Here is a 22,895-nt window from a genome sequence, read left to right as displayed (position 1 = left end):
CGCCATGATCGAATTTTATGTACCTATCAAATCGGTGCACGTCGCGGCCGTGTTGGCCAGCGGCGGCCTGTTCGCGTTGCGCGGCCTGTTAGTGCTCGGCGGCCGCGCCTGGGCGATGTCGGCGCCGCTGCGCTATCTGAGCTACAGCATCGACACCGTCTTGCTGACCGCGGCGCTGATGCTGGCCACCATGCTGCCGGGCGCGGTATTCGCCAACGGCTGGCTGGCGGTGAAGCTGATGCTGTTGGTGCTATACGTGCTGCTCGGCAGCTTCGCGCTCAAACGCGGCCGCAACCGGCACACGCGCATGGTGTGCTTCGTCGCCGCAATCACGGTGTACGCTTTCATGTATTCGGTGGCGCGCACGCATCAGCCGTTGGGTTGGTTCTACTGACTCACCAATCGCCGTTCAGGCTGATTGCATAGCTGCGGCCGCTGGCGCTGTAGAAATCCAAGTCGGTGGCGGTGGCCAAGGCGCCGCGCATCGAGGCCCATTGCCAATAGCGGCGGTCGGCCAGATTGCCGAAACTGAGATTCAGACGCAGCTCGGGCGTGACCGCCAACCAGACATTGGCGTCCAGCACGGCATAACCCGGCGGCGCGAACAGATTGGCACTGCTGCGGTCGACACGCGAGACCCGCGCCACGCCGGTGCCGAGCAGTTCCGCACCCCAACGGCCATGACCGGGCGCATACCCCAGGCCGAGGCTGGCGCGCGCCGGCATGATCGAGTTCAGCGGCAGGTCGCGGCCGGTGTCGTCGCCGCGCGACCAGCTGCCGGAGGCCAACAACTGCCAGTCCTCGGCCTGCGGCCAGAACGCATCCAGGCCCAGACGGGCATCGAATTCGGCGCCGACGATGCGCGCCGTGTCGCGGTTGATCGACTGAAACACCAGCTGGCCGTCGCCGTTGACGCCGCGGTTGGCGCGCGATTCGATCAGGTCGCGGAAGCGGTTGTCGTACAGCGCGACGCTGGCCTGCAGCGGCCCGTTGCCGTAACGCAGGCCCCACTCCAGGCCGTGGCTGCGTTCCGGCTTCAGGTCCGGATTCGGCAAGGCCACGTAATTGAAGGCCGGCAGGTTCAGGCCGATATTGACGTCGGAGAACGGCGGCGCACGGAAGCCGCGCACATATTGCAGATAGCTCGACCAATCGCCGCCCTGCCAACGCAGGCCGAGCTTGGGCGTGAACGCCTCGGACTCGGTGGCGGCGATGGCAGCGCCCGGATTATCGGCCGCCCAGACGGCGTCGCTATAGCCGCGCGTGCGTTGCCGTTCCCAGCGCAGGCCCGGCACCAGCGCCCACGCCGGCGCGAGGCGGATCTCGTCCTGCCAGAACAGGCCGAACTCTTCGCCGCGGCTGTTGGGGAAATCGCGAACCGGCAGCACCTCGCCGAGGATGACCTGGCTCTCGGCGCCGGTATTCAGATTGACTTCGGTACCGTAACGGATGCTGCGGTAGTCGTGGCGCGCGGCATCGACGCCGACGATCTGCCAATGCTCGACACCCAACCAGTGCCCACGCCATTGCGCGTTGAGTTCCAGGCCGATGCTGGTCTGGTCGAGATGGAAATCGCGTTCGCGCAGGGACGGAAAGCGCGTGGTGCGGTCGGCCAGGCGGTATTGTTCGCTGGCCTGGCGCGTGCGGCTGTCCTGCCGGTACAGCAGCACGGATACGTCGCTGAACGCACCGACGGCGGGCACGCTACCCTGCAGGCTGATGCGGTCGCGCGTATAGCGGTCGTCACCCGTGAGTGCATACGTGGTGGAGAAGCGGCCCGGCCCGAACAGCAGGGACTGCACGTCGGTCAGCTGCCGGCCTTGGCTGCGATCAAACGCGATTTGCCAGCGACCGGCCTCGGCCAGGTCGATGCCGGCTTTCAGCATCGCGCTGTCGCGCGTGTAATCGGCCGGGTTGGCCCGATCGCCGGGCACCTCGGCGGCGTTGGCGGTTTCGTGGCCGCTGCGGCGGCCGGCCGCAAGCAGCAGATCGAAGCGGCCGTCGCCGCCCTGCGTCATCCACTGCGCGGCCCAGCGTTGGCTGTCGTCGCGTGATTGCGTGCCGAGCGAGGCACCGACCCGCCAGGCACGCCCCGAAAAATCGGCAGTGGCCGGATCCAGCGTGTGGTAGGCCACCACGCCGGCCAACGCCTTGCTGCCGTACAGCGTGGAAGCCGGACCGCGCAGGATCTCGACCCGGTCGATCACGCCGAGTTCGACCAGATCGCGGCCGGCCGACGCGAACTGGCCGACCGAGAACGCGTCCGGCAACGGCACGCCGTCGATCTCGATGCTGACCCGGTTGCCTTCCAATCCGCGGATGTTGAAGCCTTGGCTGCCGAAGCGGTTGGCGTCCTGGGTGACTTCCACGCTAGGCGTGTAACGCACCATGTCCTTGATGTCCTGCACGCCGCGGCGCTGGAACTGCTCGCGGTCGAGCCGCGACACCGCGCCGACCACCTGTTCGATCGGCTCCGGCCGGCGTTGGCCGACCACCACCACCGAGTCCAGCAAGTCGGCTTCTCGCGGCGGCGTCTGCGCCTGCGCGCTCTGGCACAGGACAAGGGCGATGGCGGCGGCGAGCGGATGTCTCATGGCGGTTCCCGATGCAGGCAGATGTATGCCATCAGACTACGGCAAAGCCGTGCCTCGATAAAGCCTTACGCCGCCATCGCTGGCGGAAAAACCCCGCGGCTTGACCTAGGTCAGGGAACGGCGCAGACTGGCGGCATAGTATGATTACATGGCATCACAACGATGCGCAGAAATCCAATAACGGAAGCGAGGGACATCCCATGAAACACCCCCTACAGAAACTGCTGGTGCTGTCGATCGGCCTTGGCGTGATCGGCGGCGTGGTCGCGATGAGCGACATCAGCAACGAACGGCCGCCGAAGGACGTGATGGAAGCCGGACAGGCCGCCTATCTGGCCAACTGCGCCGCCTGCCACCAGCCGGATGGCAAAGGCCTGGCCGGCGCATTTCCGCCGCTGGCCGGCTCCGACTTCCTGACCGCCAACACCCCGGCCACCGTGCTGTCCTCGATCCTGAAAGGCATCTCCGGCAAACTCAAGGTCAATAACGTCGAATACGACGGCGTGATGCCGGCGATGAGCCACCTGTCCGATGACGAAATCGCCAATATCGCCAGCTACGTCTACAGCAGTTGGGGCAACCCGGGCAAGCGCATCGAGCGCGACCAGGTCAAGGAAGCGCGCGAACGCCTGGCGGTATCCGAAGATCCGGCCCAGGGCGAACGCCACCCCTCGACCAAGGAAGGCGTGATGAACTATCAGGGCGCGCCCTCGACCGCCGGCTCGGAAGGCGTGGAAATGGTGATCAACCCGGACGCGCCGCCGATTAGCAAGGCCGAATTCGCGCAGGCCAGCAAGATCTACTTCGAACGCTGCGCCGGCTGCCACGGTGTGCTGCGCAAAGGCGCCACCGGCAAACCGCTGACGCCGGACATCACCCGCAAGAAAGGCACGCAGTATCTGGAGTCGCTGATCCGCTTCGGTTCGCCGGCCGGCATGCCGAACTGGGGCACCTCCGGCGACCTGACCCCGGCGCAGGTCAACATGATGGCGCGCTACATCCAGCACGATCCGGCCAGCCCGCCCGAATGGGGCATGAAGGAGATGCGCGAGAGCTGGAAGGTCATCGTGCCGGTCGACAAGCGTCCGACCCACAAGATGAACGACTACGACATCGACAACATCTTCGTGGTCACCCTGCGCGATTCCGGCGAGATCGCCTTGATCGACGGCGCCAGCAAGCGGATCATCAACATCATCAAGACCGGCTATGCCGTGCACATCTCGCGTCCGTCGGATTCGCGCCGCTACATGTACACCATCGGCCGCGACGGCAAGATCGACCTGGTCGACCTGTGGATGGCCAAACCCGACCGCGTCGCCGAGATCAAGATCGGCCTGGAAGCGCGCTCGGTGGAGACCTCGAAGTACAAGGGCTACGAGGACAAGTACGCCATCGCCGGCGCCTACTGGCCGCCGCAGTTCGTGATCATGGACGGCCCGAGCCTGGAGCCGAAGAAGATCGTGTCGACCCGCGGCATGACCGTGGACACCCAGGAATACCACCCGGAACCGCGCGTGGCCGCCATCGTGGCCAGCCACGAGCATCCCGAGTTCATCGTCAACGTCAAGGAGACCGGCCGCATCCTGCTGGTCGACTACCGCGACCTGCTGAACCTGAAGATCACCACGCTCGAGGCCGCCCGCTTCCTGCATGACGGCGGCTGGGATTCCACGCACCGCTACTTCCTGACCGCCGCCAACCAGAGCGACAAGATCGCCGTGGTCGACTCGCGCACGCAGAAGATGGCGGCCCTGGTCGACGTCGACAAGATCCCGCACCCGGGCCGCGGCGCCAACTTCACCCACCCGACCTACGGTCCGGTCTGGGTCACCTCGGCGCTCGGCAACGAGAAGGTCACCATGGTCGGCACCGATCCGGAACGGCATCCGCAATACGCCTGGAAGGCGGTCGGCGTGCTGAAAGGCCAAGGCGGCGGCTCGCTGTTCGTCAAGACCCATCCCAAGTCCAGCAACCTGTGGGTCGACACCACGCTGAACCCGGATCCGAAAGTCAGCCAGAGCGTGGCGGTGTTCGACACCCGCAACCCGGAAGCCGGCTATCAGGTGCTGCCGATCGCCGAGTGGGCCGATCTGGGCGAAGGCCCGAAACGCGTGGTGCAGCCGGAGTACAACAAGGCCGGCGACGAAGTCTGGTTCTCGGTCTGGAACGGCAAGGACCAGAAGTCCGCGCTGGTGGTGGTCGACGACAAGACCCGCACGCTGAAGGCGGTCATCCGCGATCCGCGCCTGATCACCCCGACCGGCAAGTTCAACGTCTACAATACCGGCAAGGACATCTACTGAGTCCGGCCCGCCGCGTCACCCCGAAAACCCCGGCTCCGGCCGGGGTTTTCATTGGCCGGCAGGAATCCGGATCAATACAGCCAGCCGCTGCGGAACGACACGCCAGTCGCCACGAACAAAACGGCGATCAGTGTGACCGCCGCCATGTGCCACGCCAAACCGTTCAGGGTATCGGCCGACAGCCGGGGAATCACACGCAGACGGGCATCGGCCGCCAAGACCAGGGTCGACGCCAACAACGCCAGCTTCACCATGATCGGCCGCGCCACCGGCACATCGGGATCAAGCCACGACGAAACGTCCGGCAAGGCCGCATGGGCCAGCCAGAGGCCGGTGAGCACTTGCACGGCCAGGGCCGGAACGCCGATACGCTCGAATCCGGATTCGAAGCGCGCCACCTCCTCCACCGAACGCGTGCGCAGCGCCTTGGGCAATACCGTGAGCGCCAACAGAAGATGGCCGCCGGTCCAGATCGAGGCGCCGAGCAGATGCAGCAACAGAATGTAGCCGTGCATACGGGATTCCCGGTGATGGGCAGGCCGCCATTATGCCCATGAAAAACCGCCTGACGGCGGTTTTTCGGGTGATTACATATGAAACCTCAGTACACGTATTCGACGCTGAGCCAGAGCTTGCGGGTATCGCGCGCGAAACCGTCGGCGCGGTAATCGGCCAGCTTCAGCAGGCCGCTCCAGTGCGGATCGAAGGCGTAGCCGAGCGAGGCGTCCCACTCGCTGCCGTAGCGGACGCTGCCGGCATCGGCGCGGAAGTCGTGCCATGCGGCGGCGGCGTTGAACTTGCCGAACTTCCGGTTCCAGCCCAGATAGGTGTCCTGCAGGCCGCCGGCCGGCGTGGTCAGGAATTTATCGGCCCAGCCGTTGAAGGCATGCAAGGTGGCGAACGGGGTGGCGAAGCCATAGCGGCCATCGCCGCCCAACACCTCGCGGCCGGCCTTCAGGTTATGGCCGCGCCAGACGACTCCGGCCTCCAGCAGGCGGTAATCGGCGTCGATCAGATCGCTGCCGTCGGCGTAGGCGTCCTGGCGGGCGTACTCGGCCGTCGCCGTCCAGCCCAGGCCGTCCGGCACGTCCTTCTTGGCAGCGTAGCGCAGGCCCAGGTTGCGGTGCGAACCGGCCGGCAGGGTTTCGTTGTCGATGAAATGCGCATAGCCGCTCAACGTGCCCGGCCCCAGCGGCCGGCTCAGCCCGAGCAGGTGCGCGTCCAGCAGGTAACGGCCCATGTCGGGATTGGGATGGTCGGCGCCGTAGATGCGCTGGGCCCGGCCGAGATAGTCGTAGCGCAAGGTCCAGCCGCTGCCGAAACGATGGCTGAAATCGACGGCGTCGAAGGTCTGCTCGTTCTGGCGCCAACCGACGTTGCCGAAGAAACGCTGGTTGTCCCATTGGATGCGTTGCCGGCCGAGCGTCAGCCGGGTATCGGCGTCCGGTGCGTAGCGCACATAGGCTTGGTTGAGCTCGGTGTTGTCCGGATCGGCCACGGTCGGGAACGCGGTCCGGCCGTTGGCGCTGCTGTTGAAGTCCTCGACGAACAGGTGCCGGGTGGCCTCGGCCTCGATCACGGCGCTCCAGCCTGCGTGTACGGCGGTGCGATAACCGGCGCGCAGGCGCAGGGTATCGGCTTCGGCGTCGCGGGCGAAGGCGGCATCATCGACGTTCTCCAGCCGCCAACGGGCCTCGAACAGCCATTTTCCGGCATCGCCCTCGGCGCCGTGCGCCAGCCCGGAGGCGATGGCGGCGGCCAAAATCCCCACAAATCTTACCTGCTTCATGGCACGCTCCCGTTGTAGACTGAGGCGAGTCTAGGCCGACCGGGGGACGTCGGCAATGATTTGGGTCAAGACATGGCGGCGCGGCAGGCGCTAGCATGGCGGCTTGAAATCATGCCGTGCGCCCTCCGCGCGGCATGCTGCCACCCGCCACCGAACATTGCCGATGACCGCCCACGTTCCCACCCTTGCCCTGAGCTTCCTGCTGATCAGCCTTACTCTCGCCGCGGTGCTGTTGTTCGCCGCCCACCACCAGGCGGCCGGCATCCGGCTGTGGGCCGTGGCCTTGGCCGCTTACGCGCTGAGCTTGATCATCGGCGGCATCGGCGGCCCGGAATCGTTGGCGGTCCGGATATACGCGGCCAATATGCTGCTTTCGGGTTCCTATGCCCTGCTCGGGCAGGGCCTCATGCAGTTCCATGCCAATCCCGCGCGCCGTTGGCTGGTCTGGCTGCCGGTAGCCTTGGCGGGCGTGGTGTTCGCCCTGACCGCGGATAACTTCGCCTTGCGTGTGGTGCTCGGCAGTCTGCTGCTCATCGGTCAGATCCTGCTAGCCCTGCATCTGCTGAACGCCAAGCAGACCGGAGACGTCGGGCGCGGTCGGCCGCTGATCGCCACCGGCCTGCTCGCGCTGGTCGCGATCATCCTGTGGCGGATGTGGGAAGTGGCCAACCAGGCCGGGCATCCCGAGCTTTCCGGCCCTGCGGCGTTGACCGAGGCCATCCACCTCGGCGGCGCGATGGTGACGGTAATCCTGATCACCGTCGGCCTGCTGATCATGAACAACGAACGGGCGCGCAGCACCCTGCGGCACCTGGCCCTGCACGACGCGCTGACCGACCTGCCCAACCGCAGCGTGTTCGACAGCCATCTGGCCGCGGAGCTGGCCACGGCCAAGCGCAACAAGGAGGGCTTCGGCCTGCTGTTCCTGGACCTGGACGGCTTCAAGGAAGTCAACGACCGCTACGGCCACGGCTTCGGCGACGCGGTGCTGAAGCAGGTCGCCGGGCGGCTGCGCACGGCGCTGCGGCAATCGGACCTGATCGCGCGCATCGGCGGGGACGAATTCGTGGTGCTGCGGCGGCGGGTGAGCCTGCGCGACGACGCCGAACGCGTGGCGGGCAAGATCCATGCCGCGCTGGAGACGCCGTTCGAGCTCGACACGCACCGGATCGCCTGCGGCGCCAGCATCGGCATCGCCCTGTACCCGCAACATGGCGAGGATGCGGTGGCCTTGGTCGCCCATGCCGACCAGGCCATGTATCGGGCAAAGTCCCGGGGACTGGGCCGGACCGAGGTGTTCCATGCGCCCCGGGCCGAACAAGCCGCCGGGAATGGGCTATGATGCCGGAATGATCCATCCGAGCCACGCATCCGAAGCACGGCGCGCCCTAGGCGCGTTGGCCCTGTTCGGTCTGTTCCTGCTCGCCATCCTGACGCTGCCCGGCGACAAGCTCGGATACAGCATGGATTTCTACGTGCCGATCCACAGCATCATGGAGGTGCTGTCGGTCGTGGTGGCGGGTCTGATTTTCGCCATCGGCTGGAGCAGCAGCCGGCATTACGGTCCGCGCGCGGTGCTGGTCGTCTCCAGCCTGTTCCTGGGCATCGCCATCCTCGACCTGATGCACCTGCTGACCTTGCGCAGCATGCCGGACTTCATCACCCCGAGCACTCCGCAGAAAGCCATCGACTTCTGGCTGGCGGCTCGGACTTTCGCGGCGTTGGCGCTGCTAGCCGCCGTGACCCTGTCCTGGCAAAAACCGGCCCTGCTGCCGCGCAGCCTGCTGGTGGGCCTGGTGTTGGTGATGGTGCTGCCGATCTGCGTCCTGCTGACATTCCGCCCGGACTGGTTACCGGCCACATATATCCAGGGCCAAGGCCTGACAAGCTTCAAAATCGCTTTCGAGTATGCCCTGATGGCGATACATCTGACTGTCGCAGTACTGTGCCTGCAGTACCTGCGGGTTCCTCGCGTCTTCAACGCCTCGGCCCTGCTGGCGGCGACCGGCATCATCGCGATGAGCGAATACCTGTTCACCCTGTACGTCAACATGACCGATTTCCACAATCTGCTCGGCCACCTGTTCAAGATCGTGGCCTATGTGTTCCTGTATGAGGCGCTGTTCACCGAAACCGTGGAAGGCCCCTACCAGAAGCTGCAGGAGTCGGAACAGAACCTCGCGCTGACCCTGGATGCCCTGCCCGACCTGCTGTTCGAAATCGAGGAATCCGGCACTTACGTCGATTTTCATGCCAGCGAACCGGCCAAGCTGGCCGCACGACCGGAGCAGTTGCGTGGCCGCAATATCCGCGATGTGATGCCCGCAGAAGCGGTGGATAGCATATTGAAAGCCATCATCGAAGCCAAGCAGACCGGCAAGTCGCGCGGAACCCGGATTACCCTGGATGTGCCGGAGGGTCATCGCCACTTCGGCCTTTCGGTGGCGCGTCGAGATAAACCGGACGGCAGCCATACCTATCTGATTCTGTCGCGTGACGTCACTGAAACCGTGGAGCAAGAGCAGGCCATCGCACTGGAAGCCCAGCTCAACGCCGCGCTGCTGCAGATTCCCGATGCGGCCGGAGAACTGGATGAAGCCGCATTTCTGCGTCATGGCCTGGGCATCATCGAGCAGCTGTCCGGCAGTCCGGCATCCTTTCTGTGCCTGACCGTCAGGGATGATCCGGCCTCGCTCGCCTGCGTATGGCCGCACGGCAGCGGCATCGGTGCAGAGGAGCCGATGCCGGCGTCCGATGCCTGTTTGCATGCCATCCACGGCCGGAAAGCGGTCGTCATCGATACAGGCATCGACCGGCCGGCGGAACTGGGACTTCCGGAGTCGTGCCGTGGCTGGCGGCGGGCGTTATTGTTGCCGATACTCGACGGCGAACAGGTGCGGTTGCTGTTGGCCGTCGGCGACAAGCCGCAGGCATACACCGAGCAGGACATCAGCATCCTGCAGGTATTCGGAAAATCCCTCTGGCAATCGGTGCTGCGGCGCCGGCTGGACGGCGAGGTGGCAAAAAGACAGGAGCAGGTCAATTACTTCTTCGATACCAATCTGGAACTGCTGTGCATCGGCAATCTGGACGGCACCCTTCGCCGCGTCAACCAAGGTTTCAAGCATCTGCTGGGCTACACGCCGGACGAGCTGGAAGGACGGCGATTCATGGAGTTCGTGCATCCTGACGATGTCGACGAGACCGAACGGCAACTGCAGAATCTGGCGGCAGGCAGCGATGTGGTGGATGTGGAGAACCGCTGGCGTTGCCGGGACGGAAGCTATCGGGAAATCGCCTGGCGTTCCAAATCCAACGGCGACCTGGTCTTCGCCACCGGCCGCGACGTCACCGATAGCCACCGAAGGGACGCCGAGCTCAGGCGTCTGTCGAAAGCGATCGAACAGAGTCCGAACTCGCTGGTGATCACCGACACCAAGGCTCGCATCGAATTCGTCAATCCGGCTTTCACCGACATCACCGGTTATACGCTGCCGGAAGTGCTCGGCCGCAACCCGCGCATACTGAAATCGGGCAAGACGCCGGCATCGACCTACGCCGAGATGTGGAGTCGGCTGTCGCGCGGCGAACCCTGGCAGGGCGAGCTGATCAACCGCCGCAAGAACGGCGAGGAATACACCGAAATGGCGCTGATCTATCCGCTGCGCGACGCCGAGGGCCGTATCACCCACTACATCGCGCACAAGGAAGACATCACCGAACGCAAGGCCTCGGCCGAGCGCATCCAGCAGCTGTCGCATTACGACCAGCTGACCGGACTGCCGAACCGGGTGCTGATGGAGCAGCGTTTCCGCGGCGTGCTCGAACAGATGAAGCGCCAGAAGCACCCGTTCTGCTTCATGTGGCTGGACCTGGACAACTTCAAGGACGTCAATGACGCCATCGGCCACGGCTTGGGCGATATCCTGCTGCGCGAGGTGGCGCAGCGCCTGCGCGGCCAACTGCGCGACCAGGACGTGCTGGCCCGGCAATCGGGCGACGACTTCACCCTGGTGCTGCCGGGCATGGACCAGGACGCCGCCGCGGCCGCCGCGGCCGACCTGTTGAGCGTGCTGCAGCTGCCGATCGACGTGGGCGATACCGAGCTGCTGGTCAGCGGTTCGATCGGCGTGGCCATGTACCCCAACGACGGCGAGACCCTGGACGCGCTGCAGATGTGCGCCGAATCGGCGATGTACCGGGTCAAGCAGGACGGCCGCAACGGCTTCCGCTTCTTCGCGCCGGACATGCAGGAGCAGGCCTCGCGCAGGCTGGCGCTGACCAGCGCGCTGAAGCACGCCATGGCCCGCGGCGAGTTGCATCTGGTGTACCAGCCGCAGATGTCCTTGAAGGACGGGCGGTTGGTCGGCGCCGAGGCGCTGCTGCGCTGGCGCAGTCCGCAATGGGGCGATGTCTCGCCGGCCGAGTTCGTGCCCTTGGCCGAAAGCAGCGGCATGATCGTGCCGATCGGCGACTGGGTGCTGCGCACGGCCGCCTATCAGCTCAAGCGCTGGCGCGATGCCGGGCTGCCGGTGGAAACCGTCGCGGTCAACCTCTCGGCCGTGCAGTTCGTGCAACCCGGACTGGCCGCCGCCATCGCCAAGCAGGTCACGGACATCGGGCTGGCGCCCGAGCACATCGAGCTGGAGTTGACCGAGGCGGTGGCGCTGAAGAATCCCGAGGCGGCGCGCCGGATCATGGACGAATTGAGCGCCTCGGGCTTCCGGCTGTCGATCGACGACTTCGGCACCGGCTACTCCTCGATGAACTACCTCAAGCGCTTCGCGATCGACAAGCTGAAGATCGACAAGAGCTTCGTCGACGAGATCGGCGTCAAGGGCGAGGACCAGGCCATCGTGGTCGCCATCATCCAGATGGCGCGCAGCCTGGGCATGAGCACCATCGCCGAGGGCGTCGAAACCCAGGCGCAGCTGGATTTCCTGCGCGACAACGGCTGCGACGAAATCCAGGGCTACCACTACAGCAAGCCGCTCGATCCGGAACGCTTCGAAGCCTTCGTGCGCGGCGCCGCGGCGCACTGACCGGCGGAATCAGAACGCCTGCACCGCCGCCGCCGCGAACTTTCCGGCCTGGTAATCGCGCACGGCCTGGTGGATCTGCTCGGCGGTGTTCATCACGAACGGGCCGTACTGCACGATCGGCTCCTGCAGCGGGCGTCCGGCGACCAGCAGTACGCGGCTGTCGCCGTCGGCCTGCAGCACCACGCCGTCGCCGTCGTTGCCGAGGATCGCCATGTGCCGGTCGGCGACCGGCGCGCCCCGCACGATGACGCTGCCGCGGTAGACGTACAGGAACGCGTTGTGGCCGGCCGGCAACGCCTGCCCGAAGCCAGCACCGGCCGGCAGGTGCAGGTCGAGGAACAGCGGCTCGGTGTCCGGGCGCCGCACGGCACCGGCCACGCCGCCGCTGTCGCCGGCGATCACCCGGACGCGCACGCCGGCGCCGTCGACGTATTCGGGAATCGCCGGCGGCGGGATGTCGCGATAGCCGGGCGCGCACATCTTGGCCTTGGCCGGCAGATTCAGCCAGAGCTGGAAACCCTCCATCAGGCCCTCTTCCTGTTCCGGCAGTTCGGAGTGGATCAGGCCGCTGCCGGCGGTCATCCACTGCGCGCCGCCCGGACCGAGCAGGCCTTCGTTGCCGGCGCTGTCGCGGTGGCGCATGCGCCCGGCGATCATGTAGGTCACGGTCTCGAAGCCGCGGTGCGGGTGGTTCGGGAAGCCGCCGATGTAATCCTCGGGATTCTCGTTGCGGAACGCGTCCAGCATCAGGAACGGATCCAGCCGGCGCTGCAGGTCCTGGGTCAGCACCCGGGTCAGCTTGACCCCGGCGCCATCGGACGTGGCTTGGCCGGCGACCAGGCGCTCGACCGAACGTGGGCGGGTAATCGGGTTTTCCATGACGCAACTCCGGTTGTGGCAGACATCCACTGTAGCGCCGCGGCCGGCGCCTGACCATGACCGCAGCGGATATCAGCGTTGCATCAATGCAACACGGCGGGGCTCAGAACCCGAGCGAGGAACCGGCGCCGGACAACGTAGCCAGACCCATCACCGCGAACATCGCGGCGGCGATGCCATGCACCAGCTTCATCGGGATGCGGGCCGCGAAGCGGTCGCCGATGAACACCGCCGGCACGTCGGCGATCAGCATACCGAGCGTGGTGCCGATCACCACCAGCACCGGATCGGGATAATGCGCGGCCATGGCCACGGTGGCGATCTGGGTCTTGTCGCCCATCTCGGCCAGGAAGAAGGTGATCAGCGTCGCGCCGAACACGCCGAATTTCCTGGCCACCTGCATCTCCTCTTCCTCGATCTTGTCGGGAATCAGGGTCCAGACCGCCATGCCGAGGAAGGACAGGCCCAGGATCCAGCGCAGGATGTCCGGGCTGAGTGTGGCGGTGATCCAAGCGCCGAGCGCGCCGGCCATGGCGTGGTTGAGGATGGTGGCGACCAGGATACCGGCGATGATCGGCAACGGTTTCTTGAAGCGGGTGGCCAACAGGAAGGCGAGCAGCTGGGTCTTGTCGCCGATTTCAGCCAAGGCGACGACTCCGGTGGAGACGAATAGGGATTCCATGCCGGCTATTTTAGCCGGTCTTGGGCACCACCATCACGGTCAGCCGGCCGGTGCAGACCAGTTTGCCGGTGGCCTCCTCGTGGATGTCGACCTGCCACAGGTGCGTGCGCTTGCCGGCGTGCACCAGTTTGCCGGTGCCGCGCACGAAGCCTTCGGTGACCGCGCGCACGTGGTTGGCGTTGATTTCCACGCCCACCGGCTGCTCGCGCGCCAGGTCGAGCAGCAGGCAGGAGCCCATCGAGCCGATGCTTTCGATCAGGGCCATGCTGGCGCCGCCGTGCAGCAGGCCCATCGGCTGGTGCGTGCGGGCGTCGACCGGCATCCGCGCCACCAGATGCTCGTCGCCGAGCTCGACGCAGACGATGCCCAGGGTCTGCATCAGCGTGTTCCGGCTCCAGCCGTTGACGGTGTCCAAAGGCAGGCGTTTCAGGGGCATGGTCGGTTCCGTATCGGTGAGGGCTCAGCGCAACTGGCTGTCCTTGCTGCCGCGCCGGTTGTAGGCGCTGAAGGCGCCCGCGGCATCCTGCTCGCTCTGGCAGGCCACGCACAGGCGCACGCCCGGTACGGCACGGCGGCGGGCCTCGGGAATCTCGGCTTCGCACTCCTCGCACCGGCTCAGGCTTTCACCCTGCGGCAAGCGGCCGCGCGCCCGCGCGATGGCGTCTTCGACGCTGGCGTCGATTTGGTCCTGCACCGCGCCGTCGCGGCTCCAGCCTCCGGCCATGGCATCCTCTCTGATAGCTTAAAACTATCGTTAAAATACAATCAATCAATTGGAATTATATATAGTCTAGACCTATCATAATCCCAAGTTTGATTCACAACCCCACTGGAGATAACCATGTCCCTGATCAACACCAGCGTGCCGCCGTTCAAGGCCCAAGCCTACCACAACGGCAAATTCATCGAAGTCACCGAAGCCAGCCTGAAGGGCAAGTGGTCGGTGCTGGTCTTCATGCCGGCCGCCTTCACCTTCAACTGCCCGACCGAAGTGGAAGACGCCGCCGACAACTACGCCGAATTCCAGAAGCTGGGCGCGGAAGTCTACATCGTCACCACCGACACCCACTTCTCGCACAAGGTCTGGCACGAAACCTCGCCGGCCGTCGGCAAGGCCAAGTTCCCGCTGGTCGGCGACCCGACCCACACCCTGACCAACGCCTTCGGCGTGCACATTCCGGAAGAAGGCCTGGCCCTGCGCGGCACCTTCGTGATCAACCCGGACGGCGTCATCAAGACCGCCGAAATCCACTCCAATGAAATCGCCCGCGACATCAGCGAAACCCTGCGCAAGCTGAAAGCCGCCCAGTACACCGCCGCCAACCCGGGCCAGGTCTGCCCGGCCAAGTGGAAGGAAGGCGAGAAGACCATCGCCCCGTCGCTGGACCTGGTCGGCAAGATCTGAGTCCCGCCGCCGCCCGATTCCGGTCCGCGCCGCTGCCCGCAAGGTGGCGCGGGCCAAGGGCGGCACCCTGACGCGTTTCCCGTAGCCGCCCGATTCCGGGCGGCTCCGGTTCCTTGCGGCCCGAATTCCGGAGAATCCCATGCTCGACACCGCCATCAAATCCCAACTGCAAGCCTATCTGGAAAAACTGCAGCGCCCGATCGAACTGGTCGCCAGCCTGGACGACGGCGCCAAGTCCGCGGAACTGCGCGAACTGCTGGAGGCCATCGCGCCGCTGTCGGACAAGGTCTCCCTGCGGTACGACGGCGACCACGCGCTGCGCCCCTCGTTCGGCGTCGCCGCGCAGGGCGAATCGCCGCGCATCCATTTCGCCGGCATCCCGATGGGCCACGAATTCACCTCGCTGGTGCTGGCGCTGCTGCAGACCGGCGGCCACCCGCCGAAAATCGAACCGGCGTTGGCCGACCAGATCCGCGCCCTGCCCGGCAAGGCCGATTTCCAGACCTTCGTCTCGCTGAGCTGCCATAACTGCCCGGACGTGGTGCAGGCCTTCAACCTGATCGCCGTGCTCAACCCGAATTACAGCCACGTCATGATCGACGGCGCGGTGTTCTCTGATCTGGTGGAGCAGCGCCAGGTGATGGCGGTGCCCAAGGTCTACCGCGACGCCGACGACTTCGGCAGCGGGCGCATGACCCTGGAAGAAATCGTCGCCAAGCTCGACACCGGCGCGGCCGAACGTGAGGCCGAAGCCATCCGCGCCAAGGACGCGTTCGACGTGCTGATCGTCGGCGGCGGCCCGGCCGGCGCGGCCGCGGCCATCTATGCCGCCCGCAAGGGCATCCGCACCGGCATCGCGGCCGAACGCTTCGGCGGCCAGGTGCTGGACACCCTGGCCATCGAGAACTTCATTTCCGTAACCGAAACCGACGGCCCGAAGCTGGCGATGGCGCTGGAGCAACATGTGAAAGCCTATGACGTGGACGTGATGAACGGCCAGCGCGTGGTGGAACTGGTGCCCGGCGAGCTGACCGAAGTGAAGCTGGCCAACGGCGCCTCGCTACGGGGCCGCACCGTGATCCTGACCACCGGCGCGCGCTGGCGCGAGATGAACGTGCCCGGCGAAGCCGAATACCGCAACAAGGGCGTGGCCTACTGCCCGCACTGCGACGGCCCGCTGTTCAAGGGCAAGCGCGTGGCGGTGATCGGCGGCGGCAACTCCGGCGTCGAGGCCGCCATCGACCTGGCCGGCGTGGTCGCGCACGTCACCCTGATCGAGTTCGACACCAAGCTGCGCGCCGACGCGGTGCTGCAGGACAAGCTGCGCAGCCTGCCGAACGTGGACGTCATCCTGAACGCGCTCAGCACCGAAGTGCACGGCGATGGCAGCAAGGTCAACGGCCTGAGCTACCGCGACCGCGCCACCGACGAGCTCAAGCGCCTGGATCTGGAAGGCATCTTCGTGCAGATCGGCCTGCTGCCGAACACCGATTGGCTGAAAGGCACGGTCGCGCTCAGCCCGCGCGGGGAGATTGAGATCGACGCCCGCGGCCAGACCTCGGTGCCGGGCGTGTTCGCCGCCGGCGACTGCACCACTGTGCCGTACAAGCAGATCATCATCGCCACCGGCGCCGGCGCCACCGCCGCCCTCGGCGCGTTCGACCACCTGATCCGCTCTTCGGCCACGGCCTGAGCGCACGCGACGCCCCCATCCTGCCGCAGCCGATGCGGTAGGATGGGGGTTTCCGTTTCCGCCTGACGCCGATGAAGCCCTACCGCCTCGCCCTGCCGGCCCTGCTGGCCTGTTCACCGCTCGCCGCCCACCCGCCCACTCTGCTGTTGATGGGCGGCTCCTACCAGACCTGCTCCAGCCTGGACGCTGACGATTGCCGCGCCGACCAGCGCGAGTTCCCCGGGGCCCGGCAGCAGCCGCTGTACCGGATCGATCCCGCCGTATTCGACGACATCCTCGACGCCGGCTTCTGGGCCGCGCGCCCCGGCGCGCCCGCGCCCGAGCGCATCGCCGCCCTGCTCCGGCGCGCGCAGCAGCAGGCCAAAGGCGCGAGCCTAGGTGCCGAGCGGCTGGGCGAAGTGCTGGAAAGCGCCGACCCGGACACCTGGAACCGGCTGTTGGCGCTGGAGCGAGATCTGATCCTGTCGGCGTTCGAATTGCCGCAGTTGGACACGCGCGGCAAGCGGCTGGTCGAAGGCGTGCGCCTGGACGGCGACACCACCGGGCACGACGCCACCCTGTTCCGCCGTTTCGTGGCCGAAGCGGCCAAGCGCTCGCCGGGCAAACGGCCGCGCATCGCATTCGTGACCTCGGCCTCGAACGACAGCTTCTACTATGTCGATTTGAACATCGGCCTGCTCGAACAGGCCGGAGCCGAGGTGATCTGGTGGCCGGTGGACGCCGCGATGAACGCGGCGGTCAACGGCGGCCGTGGCTGCGATGCCTTGATTCCGCTGCGCCGCGAATTGCAATCGCAACTCGGCCGCGAGCGGGTGTACCCGGATCTGCATGCGCGGCAAGCCGCCGCCTGCCGCGACCCCGACGCCTTGGCCGCGGTGCCCGAGCAGGTGCAGGGTCTGTTCTTCGACGGCGGCGACCAATGGCTGCATCGCGAAACCTTCTTCGCCGCCGACGGCCAACCGAACCGCTGGCTGCACGCTCTGCGCGCCGCCTTCGCGCGCGGCGAGCTGGTGGTGTCCGGCACCAGCGCCGGCGCCGCCATCCAGTCCGGCACCGGCGGCATGGTCACCAACGGCCTGAGTACGAATGCCTTGCGCACCGGCGCCATCGCCATGCGCGGCAGCATGCCCGAGGGCTGCGAGCGCGCCAAGCGCTGCCCGATGCCATTGCGCGAAGACGATCTGACCTGGTGGCATGGCGGCGGCTTCGGCCTGCTCGGCGATTATCTGATCGACACCCATGTGGCCGAACGCCGGCGCGAGCTGCGCCTGATCACCCTGATGACCGACATCGCCGCCACGCCGGCGCCGCCGTTGCAGGCCGGCATCGGCGTCGACGAAACCAGCGGTCTGTTGCTGCAGTTGCAGGACGGCGGCATGCAACTGGAAGCCTTGGGCCAATCCGGCGCCTGGTGGTTCGAGCGGCCGAGCCCGCGCACCGCCGCCGGGGGTTGGTCGCTGCGCGGGCATTACCTGGCGCCGGGTGCCCCCCTGTTCTGGCGCGAGGGCCGCATGCAGGCCCCCGAGGCCGCGATGCCGTCAGATATGCGGACGGCCGACATCCGGCCCGGCGGTGATGCCCTGCAGCCCACGGCGCTACGCACCGCGGTCTGGGACATGGCTGGCGGCAACCATGCCCACACCCGGCTGCAGGCGCTCGACTTTCGGCTGGATGTGCGGCTGACGCCGGAATCGCGCATCTGGCAGGGCCCGCACGGCCAAACCGGCGTAACCGCACTGGAACTGCAGCTCGCGCCCGCGGAAGCGGACTGAACGCCGTTCACCCGGCTGCCACGGCGTTTCGGCTAGTCTGACGGCCTGATTCGGAGCCCCGCCATGCACCGCAAACCCTTCCTGCCGCAGAAACCCTGCCAACGTTGCGGGCGCCCGTTCGTTTGGCGCAAAAAATGGGAACGCGATTGGGAGCAGGTCAAATACTGTTCCGAGCGCTGCCGGCGCGCACCGGAGCGCGCATGAGCACCCTGCGCCTGATCCTGGGCGACCAGCTCAATCCCAAACACCCGTGGTTCGAACAGGTCGACCCGGATGTGCGGTATGTGCTGATGGAGATCCGCCAGGAAACCGATTACGTGCTGCACCACGCGCAGAAGATCTTGGCGATCTTCGCCGGCATGCGCGAACTGGCCCGCGGGCTGCGCGAGGCCGGGCATCGGGTGCGCTATATCGCCATCGATGACGCCGACAACCGCCAGAGCCTGACCGAAAACCTCGACGCGCTGATCGCCGATACCGGCGCCACCCGCTTCGAATGGCAGGCGCCGGACGAATACCGGCTGGACGCGCAGCTGGACGACTGGTTCGCGCGTTCGGGCCTGGCCGGCGGCAAGACCTCCAGCGCGCATTTCCTCGGCTACCGCTTCGAAGCCAAGCGCCTGTTCGCCGGCAAGAAGCAGTGGCGCATGGAAATCTTCTACCGGCACATGCGCCGCGCGCACGGCGTGCTGCTGGAGCCGGACGGCGAACCGGTCGGCGGGCAATGGAATTTCGACGCCGAGAACCGCAAGCCCTGGCGCGGCGAGCCCGGCGAGCCGGCCGACCTGCGGCCACGGCATGACCACTCGGCACTGTGGCGGCAGATCCAAGCCGCCGGCGTGGCCGCGTTCGGCGATCCGTGCGCAGACGATGTCCGCTGGCCCGTGAACCGCGCCGAGGCGCTCGGCCAGCTGGATGCCTTCATCCGCGACGCGCTGCCCTATTTCGGCGATTACCAGGACGCGATGAGTCCGTCGGCGCCGCGCCTGTTCCACTCGCTGCTGTCGTTCGCGCTGAACGTGAAAATGCTGCATCCGCGCGAGGTCATCGACGCCGCCGAAACCGCCTGGCGCGAAGGCCGTGCGCCGTTGGCGGCGGTGGAAGGCTTCATCCGGCAGATCCTGGGCTGGCGCGAATACATCCGTGGCGTGTACTGGGCGCATATGCCCGGCTACGAACAGAGCAATGTGCTGCAGCACGATACGCCGCTGCCGGACTGGTTCTGGACCGGCAAGACCGGAATGCGTTGCCTGGCCGATGCCGTCGGCAATTCGCTGCGGTACGCGCACGCGCACCACATCCAGCGCCTGATGGTGATCGGCAATTTCGCGCTGCTGGCCGGCCTCGACCCGCAGGCCCTGCATCGCTGGTACCTCGGCGTCTACATCGACGCCTTCGAGTGGGTGGAGTTGCCGAACACGCTGGGCATGAGCCAATTCGCCGATGGCGGCCTGCTGGCCAGCAAGCCGTACGCCGCCAGCGCCACCTACATCCACCGGATGGGCGGCGACTACTGCCGCGGCTGCGCCTACCGGCGCGACCGGCGCACCGGACCGGACGCCTGTCCGTTCAACGCGCTGTACTGGGATTTCCATCTGCGCCACGCGGAAAAACTGTCGCGCAATCCGCGCATCGGCATGGTGTACCGCAATCTGGCCGGCATGGACGCGGCCGAAACCGCGGCCATCCGGCAGCGCGCCGACGCCCTGCGCGCCGATCTCGACGCGCTGTAAGGCTCAGCCGACGCGCAGGCTGCGCATGCTGATCGAACCCCAATCGTAGTCGGTATTGAACATCCGCAGCGGCTCGTTGGGGCCGGCCATGGCCAGGACGTACAGCAGCGGCCAGTAATGTTCGGGCGTCGGCACCGCCTGCGCCGCGCCGGGCAAACGACCGCAATCGATCAAGGCCTCGAGGTCGCGGCGGTCGATGGCCTCGGCCACGGCGGTGTCGAATGCCGTCGCCCAAGCCGGCGTACCGCCCGGAGACAGCAGCCGCAGATTATGCGCGATGTTGCCGCTGCCCAGCACCATCACCCCGGCCTCGCGCAGCGGCGCCAGTTTGCGCGCCAGCGCCACATGCTGTTGCCCGCCATAGGCGCGCGGCAGGCTCAGTTGCGCCACCGGCACGTCGGCGTCGGGGAACAGATGCATCAGCACCTGCCAGGCGCCGTGGTCCAAACCCCAACGCATATCAGCCGCGACCTCGCCGCCGGCCAGCGCCACCACTTCCTGCGCCAAGGCCGGACTGCCGGGCGCCGGATAGCGCACGGCGAACAGCTCGGCCGGAAAGCCGCCGAAATCGTGGATGGTTTCCGGTTGCGCCGCCGCGCAGACCCTGGCGCCGTCGGTTTCCCAATGCGCCGACACGCACAGTACCGCGCGCGGCCTTGGCAGTTCGCCGCCGAGGCGGCGCCAGGCGTCGCGGAACGGGTTGTCGGTGATGGCGTTCATCGGACTGCCGTGACCGAGGAACAGCGCCGGCATGCGTTGGTCCATGACGGACTCCTTGCGGTGGGTTTCCGCCCAGTCTAGCGCCCGACCCGTCGGCCGTCAGCGGCGCGGCTGCAAATCAGTGTTGCGGGAATCAGGCCATGGCGTGGCGCAGGTAATCACGCACCGCGGCGCGGTCGCCGCGGAACACCACACGCGCCGCCTTCTGATCCAGCTGGTAGGCGTACATCGGATCGTAGTAATCCGCCAGCAACTCGCGGATCCACCGCATATGCGGCTCCGGATCGCCCTGCCGGTGCGCCGCCAGCGCCGCGGCCATCTGCGCGGCCAGCTGCGCATAGCGCAGACCGCCGAGCCGGCGGCTCAGGTTCGTCAGGGACTGCTGCAGCTCCTCGGCGAAGGCGTCGAAGCCGGGCGCCTCGCCGAGCGCGGCCTGCCAGTCCTGCAAGTTGCGCAGGATGTAGTTGCGGTGGGTATGCCGCGCGCGCTCCTCCAACGGCACTTCCAACACCACCACCGGCGCGGCCAAGGTGCGCTCACGCAGATCTTCCGGCACGGCAACGCGCCCGATCAGGCGGCTTTCGTCTTCCAGCAACAGCGGCGCATCGCCATGCGTCTGCCGGTTGCGCAGCAAGGCGATCGACAGCGCGTTCTCGAAACCGATCTGGCTGGGCTGACCGCCGACGCGCTTGCCGAACGCGCTGCCGCGGTGGTTGGCCAGCCCTTCCAGATCGATGGCGCCGGGGATCTCGGCCAACAGGTCGGTTTTGGCGCAGCCGGTCTGGCCGGACAGCACCAGGAAGCGGCGCTCGCCGGCCTGCGCGGTGAGGTTGTCGAGCAGGAAACGGCGCATGGCCTTGTAGCCGCCGATGATGCGCGGATACGGCACGCCGGCTTCGGCCAGCCATTGCTGCGCGATGCGCGAGCGCAGGCCGCCGCGGAAGCAGTACAGGTAGCCGTCGGGATGCGCCTCGGCGAATTCGGACCAGGCGCGCACGCGCGCAGCCTTGATTTCACCGGCGACCAGCTGGTGGCCGAGCGCGATGGCGGCCTGCTGGCCGGCCTGCTTGTATCGGGTGCCTACCTGCGCGCGCTCTTCGTCGGTCATCAGCGGCAGGTTGACCGCGCCGGGGAACGCGCCCTGCGCGAATTCGACCGGCGCGCGGGCGTCGATCAGCGGCGCGCCGGACAGGAAAATCGTGGCGAAATCGGCGCTGTCCGGCCGGCTCAACGCAGACGCACCCACGGACCGTCGGTGCGCGGCAGCAGACGGCCGATGCGATGCGGCGCGATGCCGGCCTCGGCCAACACCGTTTCCAGTTCCGCCGCGGCCTCCGGCCGCACCGCCACCAGCAGGCCGCCGCTGGTCTGCGGATCGCACAACACGCTTTGCTGCAGGGCGTCCATGGCGCCGAGTTTGTGGCCGTAACTGGCGAAATTGCGCGCGGTACCGCCGGGTACGCAGCCCATCGCTATATAGTCGGCGACCGGCGCCAGCACCGGCACCGCGGCGAAATCGAGTTCGGCCTCGACGCCACTGCCCTCGCACATCTCCAGCAGATGGCCCATCAGCGCGAAGCCAGTGACGTCGGTCATCGCGGTCACGCCCGGTAGCCGGCCCAAGCGGGTGCCGACCGCATTCAGCCGGCACATCACCTCAATGGCCAGGCCTTCGTGCTCCGGGCGCAGCTTCTTCTGCTTCTGCGCGGTGGTCAGCACGCCCACGCCCAGCGGTTTGGTCAGATACAGCAGGCAGCCGGGTTCGGCGGTGTTGTTCTGCTTCAGATGGGGCTTGGCCACCTGTCCGGTCACCGCCAGGCCGAAGATCGGCTCGGGCGAATCGATGCTGTGGCCGCCGGCCAGCGCGATGCCGGCATCGGCGCAGACCTGCCGGCCGCCGTCGACCACGCGTTGGGCGACCTCGGCCGGCAGCAGGTTGACCGGCCAGCCGAGGATGGCGATCGCCATCAGCGGCGTGCCGCCCATCGCGTAGATGTCGCTGATGGCGTTGGTGGCGGCGATGCGGCCGAAGTCGAACGGATCGTCGGCGATCGGCATGAAGAAATCGGTGGTGCTGAGCATGACCTGACCGCCGCCGATGTCGAAGGCGGCGGCGTCGTCTTTGCTGCTGTGCCCGACCAGCAGGCGCGGGTCGGTCTTCAGGTCGAGCTTCGAGGCCAGGATGGTATCCAGCACCTGAGGCGAGATCTTGCAGCCGCAGCCGGCGCCGTGGCTGTATTCGGTGAGGCGGATCGGGGCGTTTTCCATGCCGACATGATA

At 66.8% G+C, this 22,895-nt stretch carries 19 protein-coding genes; 9 read left to right on the top strand and 10 right to left on the bottom strand.

Features of this window, described 5'->3' with window-relative positions; genetic code table 11:
• Positions 1-4 precede the first annotated feature (4 nt).
• The gene (locus IEV56_RS07175) at positions 5-394 is read left to right on the top strand and encodes a SirB2 family protein (RefSeq protein WP_188449245.1); all 390 of its coding nucleotides are present in this window, start codon (positions 5-7) and stop codon (positions 392-394) included.
• 1 nt (position 395) lies between these two features.
• Here IEV56_RS07175 and IEV56_RS07170 read toward each other — a convergent pair whose 3' ends face one another.
• Positions 396-2,594: a TonB-dependent hemoglobin/transferrin/lactoferrin family receptor gene (locus IEV56_RS07170; protein ID WP_188449243.1), complete on the bottom strand. Its 2,199-nt coding sequence runs from the start codon at positions 2,592-2,594 to the stop codon at positions 396-398.
• 200 nt (positions 2,595-2,794) lie between these two features.
• Here IEV56_RS07170 and IEV56_RS07165 point away from each other — a divergent pair, with 200 nt between their 5' ends.
• The gene (locus IEV56_RS07165; RefSeq protein ID WP_308419393.1) at positions 2,795-4,900 is read left to right on the top strand and encodes a cytochrome D1 domain-containing protein; all 2,106 of its coding nucleotides are present in this window, start codon (positions 2,795-2,797) and stop codon (positions 4,898-4,900) included.
• Positions 4,901-4,971: 71 nt separating this feature from the next.
• Here IEV56_RS07165 and IEV56_RS07160 read toward each other — a convergent pair whose 3' ends face one another.
• Together IEV56_RS07160 and IEV56_RS07155 are read right to left on the bottom strand one after the other, a co-directional pair.
• On the bottom strand, positions 4,972-5,415 hold the full coding sequence (locus IEV56_RS07160; RefSeq protein ID WP_188449241.1) for a CopD family protein: 444 nt from the start codon (positions 5,413-5,415) through the stop codon (positions 4,972-4,974).
• A gap of 86 nt (positions 5,416-5,501) precedes the next feature.
• Positions 5,502-6,689 (bottom strand): alginate export family protein, encoded by a 1,188-nt coding sequence (locus tag IEV56_RS07155; protein ID WP_188449239.1) that lies wholly within the window; start codon positions 6,687-6,689, stop codon positions 5,502-5,504.
• Positions 6,690-6,852: 163 nt separating this feature from the next.
• On the opposite strand from IEV56_RS07155, the gene IEV56_RS07150 reads away from it, so the two are divergent.
• Together IEV56_RS07150 and IEV56_RS07145 are read left to right on the top strand one after the other, a co-directional pair.
• The gene (locus tag IEV56_RS07150; RefSeq protein WP_188449237.1) at positions 6,853-8,031 is read left to right on the top strand and encodes a GGDEF domain-containing protein; all 1,179 of its coding nucleotides are present in this window, start codon (positions 6,853-6,855) and stop codon (positions 8,029-8,031) included.
• A 7-nt stretch (positions 8,032-8,038) separates the two neighbouring features.
• Entirely contained in the window at positions 8,039-11,731 is a 3,693-nt protein-coding gene (locus IEV56_RS07145; protein WP_188449235.1) for an EAL domain-containing protein, read from the top strand.
• A 9-nt stretch (positions 11,732-11,740) separates the two neighbouring features.
• Here IEV56_RS07145 and IEV56_RS07140 read toward each other — a convergent pair whose 3' ends face one another.
• The 4 genes from IEV56_RS07140 to IEV56_RS07125 form a co-directional block, all read right to left on the bottom strand.
• Entirely contained in the window at positions 11,741-12,610 is an 870-nt protein-coding gene (locus tag IEV56_RS07140) for a pirin family protein (protein ID WP_188449233.1), read from the bottom strand.
• A 103-nt stretch (positions 12,611-12,713) separates the two neighbouring features.
• Entirely contained in the window at positions 12,714-13,292 is a 579-nt protein-coding gene (locus IEV56_RS07135) for a TMEM165/GDT1 family protein (protein ID WP_188449231.1), read from the bottom strand.
• A gap of 10 nt (positions 13,293-13,302) precedes the next feature.
• A complete protein-coding gene (locus IEV56_RS07130) occupies positions 13,303-13,728 on the bottom strand; it encodes a hotdog fold thioesterase (RefSeq protein ID WP_188449228.1) in 426 nt (141 codons plus the stop codon).
• 24 nt (positions 13,729-13,752) lie between these two features.
• Entirely contained in the window at positions 13,753-14,016 is a 264-nt protein-coding gene (locus IEV56_RS07125) for a DksA/TraR family C4-type zinc finger protein (protein ID WP_188449226.1), read from the bottom strand.
• Positions 14,017-14,133: 117 nt separating this feature from the next.
• On the opposite strand from IEV56_RS07125, the gene ahpC reads away from it, so the two are divergent.
• The 5 genes from ahpC to IEV56_RS07100 all read left to right on the top strand — a co-directional run bounded on the left by ahpC (position 14,134) and on the right by IEV56_RS07100 (position 19,895).
• Positions 14,134-14,697 carry an alkyl hydroperoxide reductase subunit C gene (ahpC, locus tag IEV56_RS07120; RefSeq protein WP_188449224.1) on the top strand — a complete coding sequence of 188 codons (564 nt, stop codon included), beginning with the start codon at positions 14,134-14,136 and terminating at the stop codon, positions 14,695-14,697.
• Positions 14,698-14,836: 139 nt separating this feature from the next.
• Positions 14,837-16,390 carry an alkyl hydroperoxide reductase subunit F gene (gene ahpF, locus IEV56_RS07115; RefSeq protein WP_188449222.1) on the top strand — a complete coding sequence of 518 codons (1,554 nt, stop codon included), beginning with the start codon at positions 14,837-14,839 and terminating at the stop codon, positions 16,388-16,390.
• A gap of 71 nt (positions 16,391-16,461) precedes the next feature.
• Entirely contained in the window at positions 16,462-18,162 is a 1,701-nt protein-coding gene (locus IEV56_RS07110) for a type 1 glutamine amidotransferase family protein (RefSeq protein ID WP_188449220.1), read from the top strand.
• 63 nt (positions 18,163-18,225) lie between these two features.
• Positions 18,226-18,366: a DUF2256 domain-containing protein gene (locus tag IEV56_RS07105; RefSeq protein WP_188449218.1), complete on the top strand. Its 141-nt coding sequence runs from the start codon at positions 18,226-18,228 to the stop codon at positions 18,364-18,366.
• Positions 18,363-19,895, top strand: a complete 1,533-nt coding sequence (locus IEV56_RS07100; RefSeq protein WP_229730205.1) for a cryptochrome/photolyase family protein — start codon at positions 18,363-18,365, stop codon at positions 19,893-19,895. Before IEV56_RS07105 ends, IEV56_RS07100 begins: the two co-directional genes overlap by 4 nt.
• Positions 19,896-19,898: 3 nt before the next feature.
• On the opposite strand, the gene ygiD is transcribed toward IEV56_RS07100, so the two are convergent.
• The 3 genes from ygiD to selD all read right to left on the bottom strand — a co-directional run bounded on the left by ygiD (position 19,899) and on the right by selD (position 22,883).
• A complete protein-coding gene (gene ygiD, locus IEV56_RS07095; protein ID WP_188449215.1) occupies positions 19,899-20,660 on the bottom strand; it encodes a 4,5-DOPA-extradiol-dioxygenase in 762 nt (253 codons plus the stop codon).
• A gap of 88 nt (positions 20,661-20,748) precedes the next feature.
• Positions 20,749-21,846 (bottom strand): tRNA 2-selenouridine(34) synthase MnmH, encoded by a 1,098-nt coding sequence (gene mnmH, locus IEV56_RS07090; protein ID WP_188449213.1) that lies wholly within the window; start codon positions 21,844-21,846, stop codon positions 20,749-20,751.
• The gene (gene selD / locus IEV56_RS07085; protein WP_188449211.1) at positions 21,843-22,883 is read right to left on the bottom strand and encodes a selenide, water dikinase SelD; all 1,041 of its coding nucleotides are present in this window, start codon (positions 22,881-22,883) and stop codon (positions 21,843-21,845) included. Before selD ends, mnmH begins: the two co-directional genes overlap by 4 nt.
• Between the last annotated feature and the right edge of the window lie 12 nt (positions 22,884-22,895).

The organism is Arenimonas maotaiensis, assembly GCF_014638745.1.
GTDB classification, from domain to species: Bacteria; Pseudomonadota; Gammaproteobacteria; order Xanthomonadales; family Xanthomonadaceae; genus Arenimonas; species Arenimonas maotaiensis.
The sequence above is the reverse complement of the archived record's forward strand: the minus strand, read 5'-3'. Positions and strand labels throughout refer to the sequence as shown.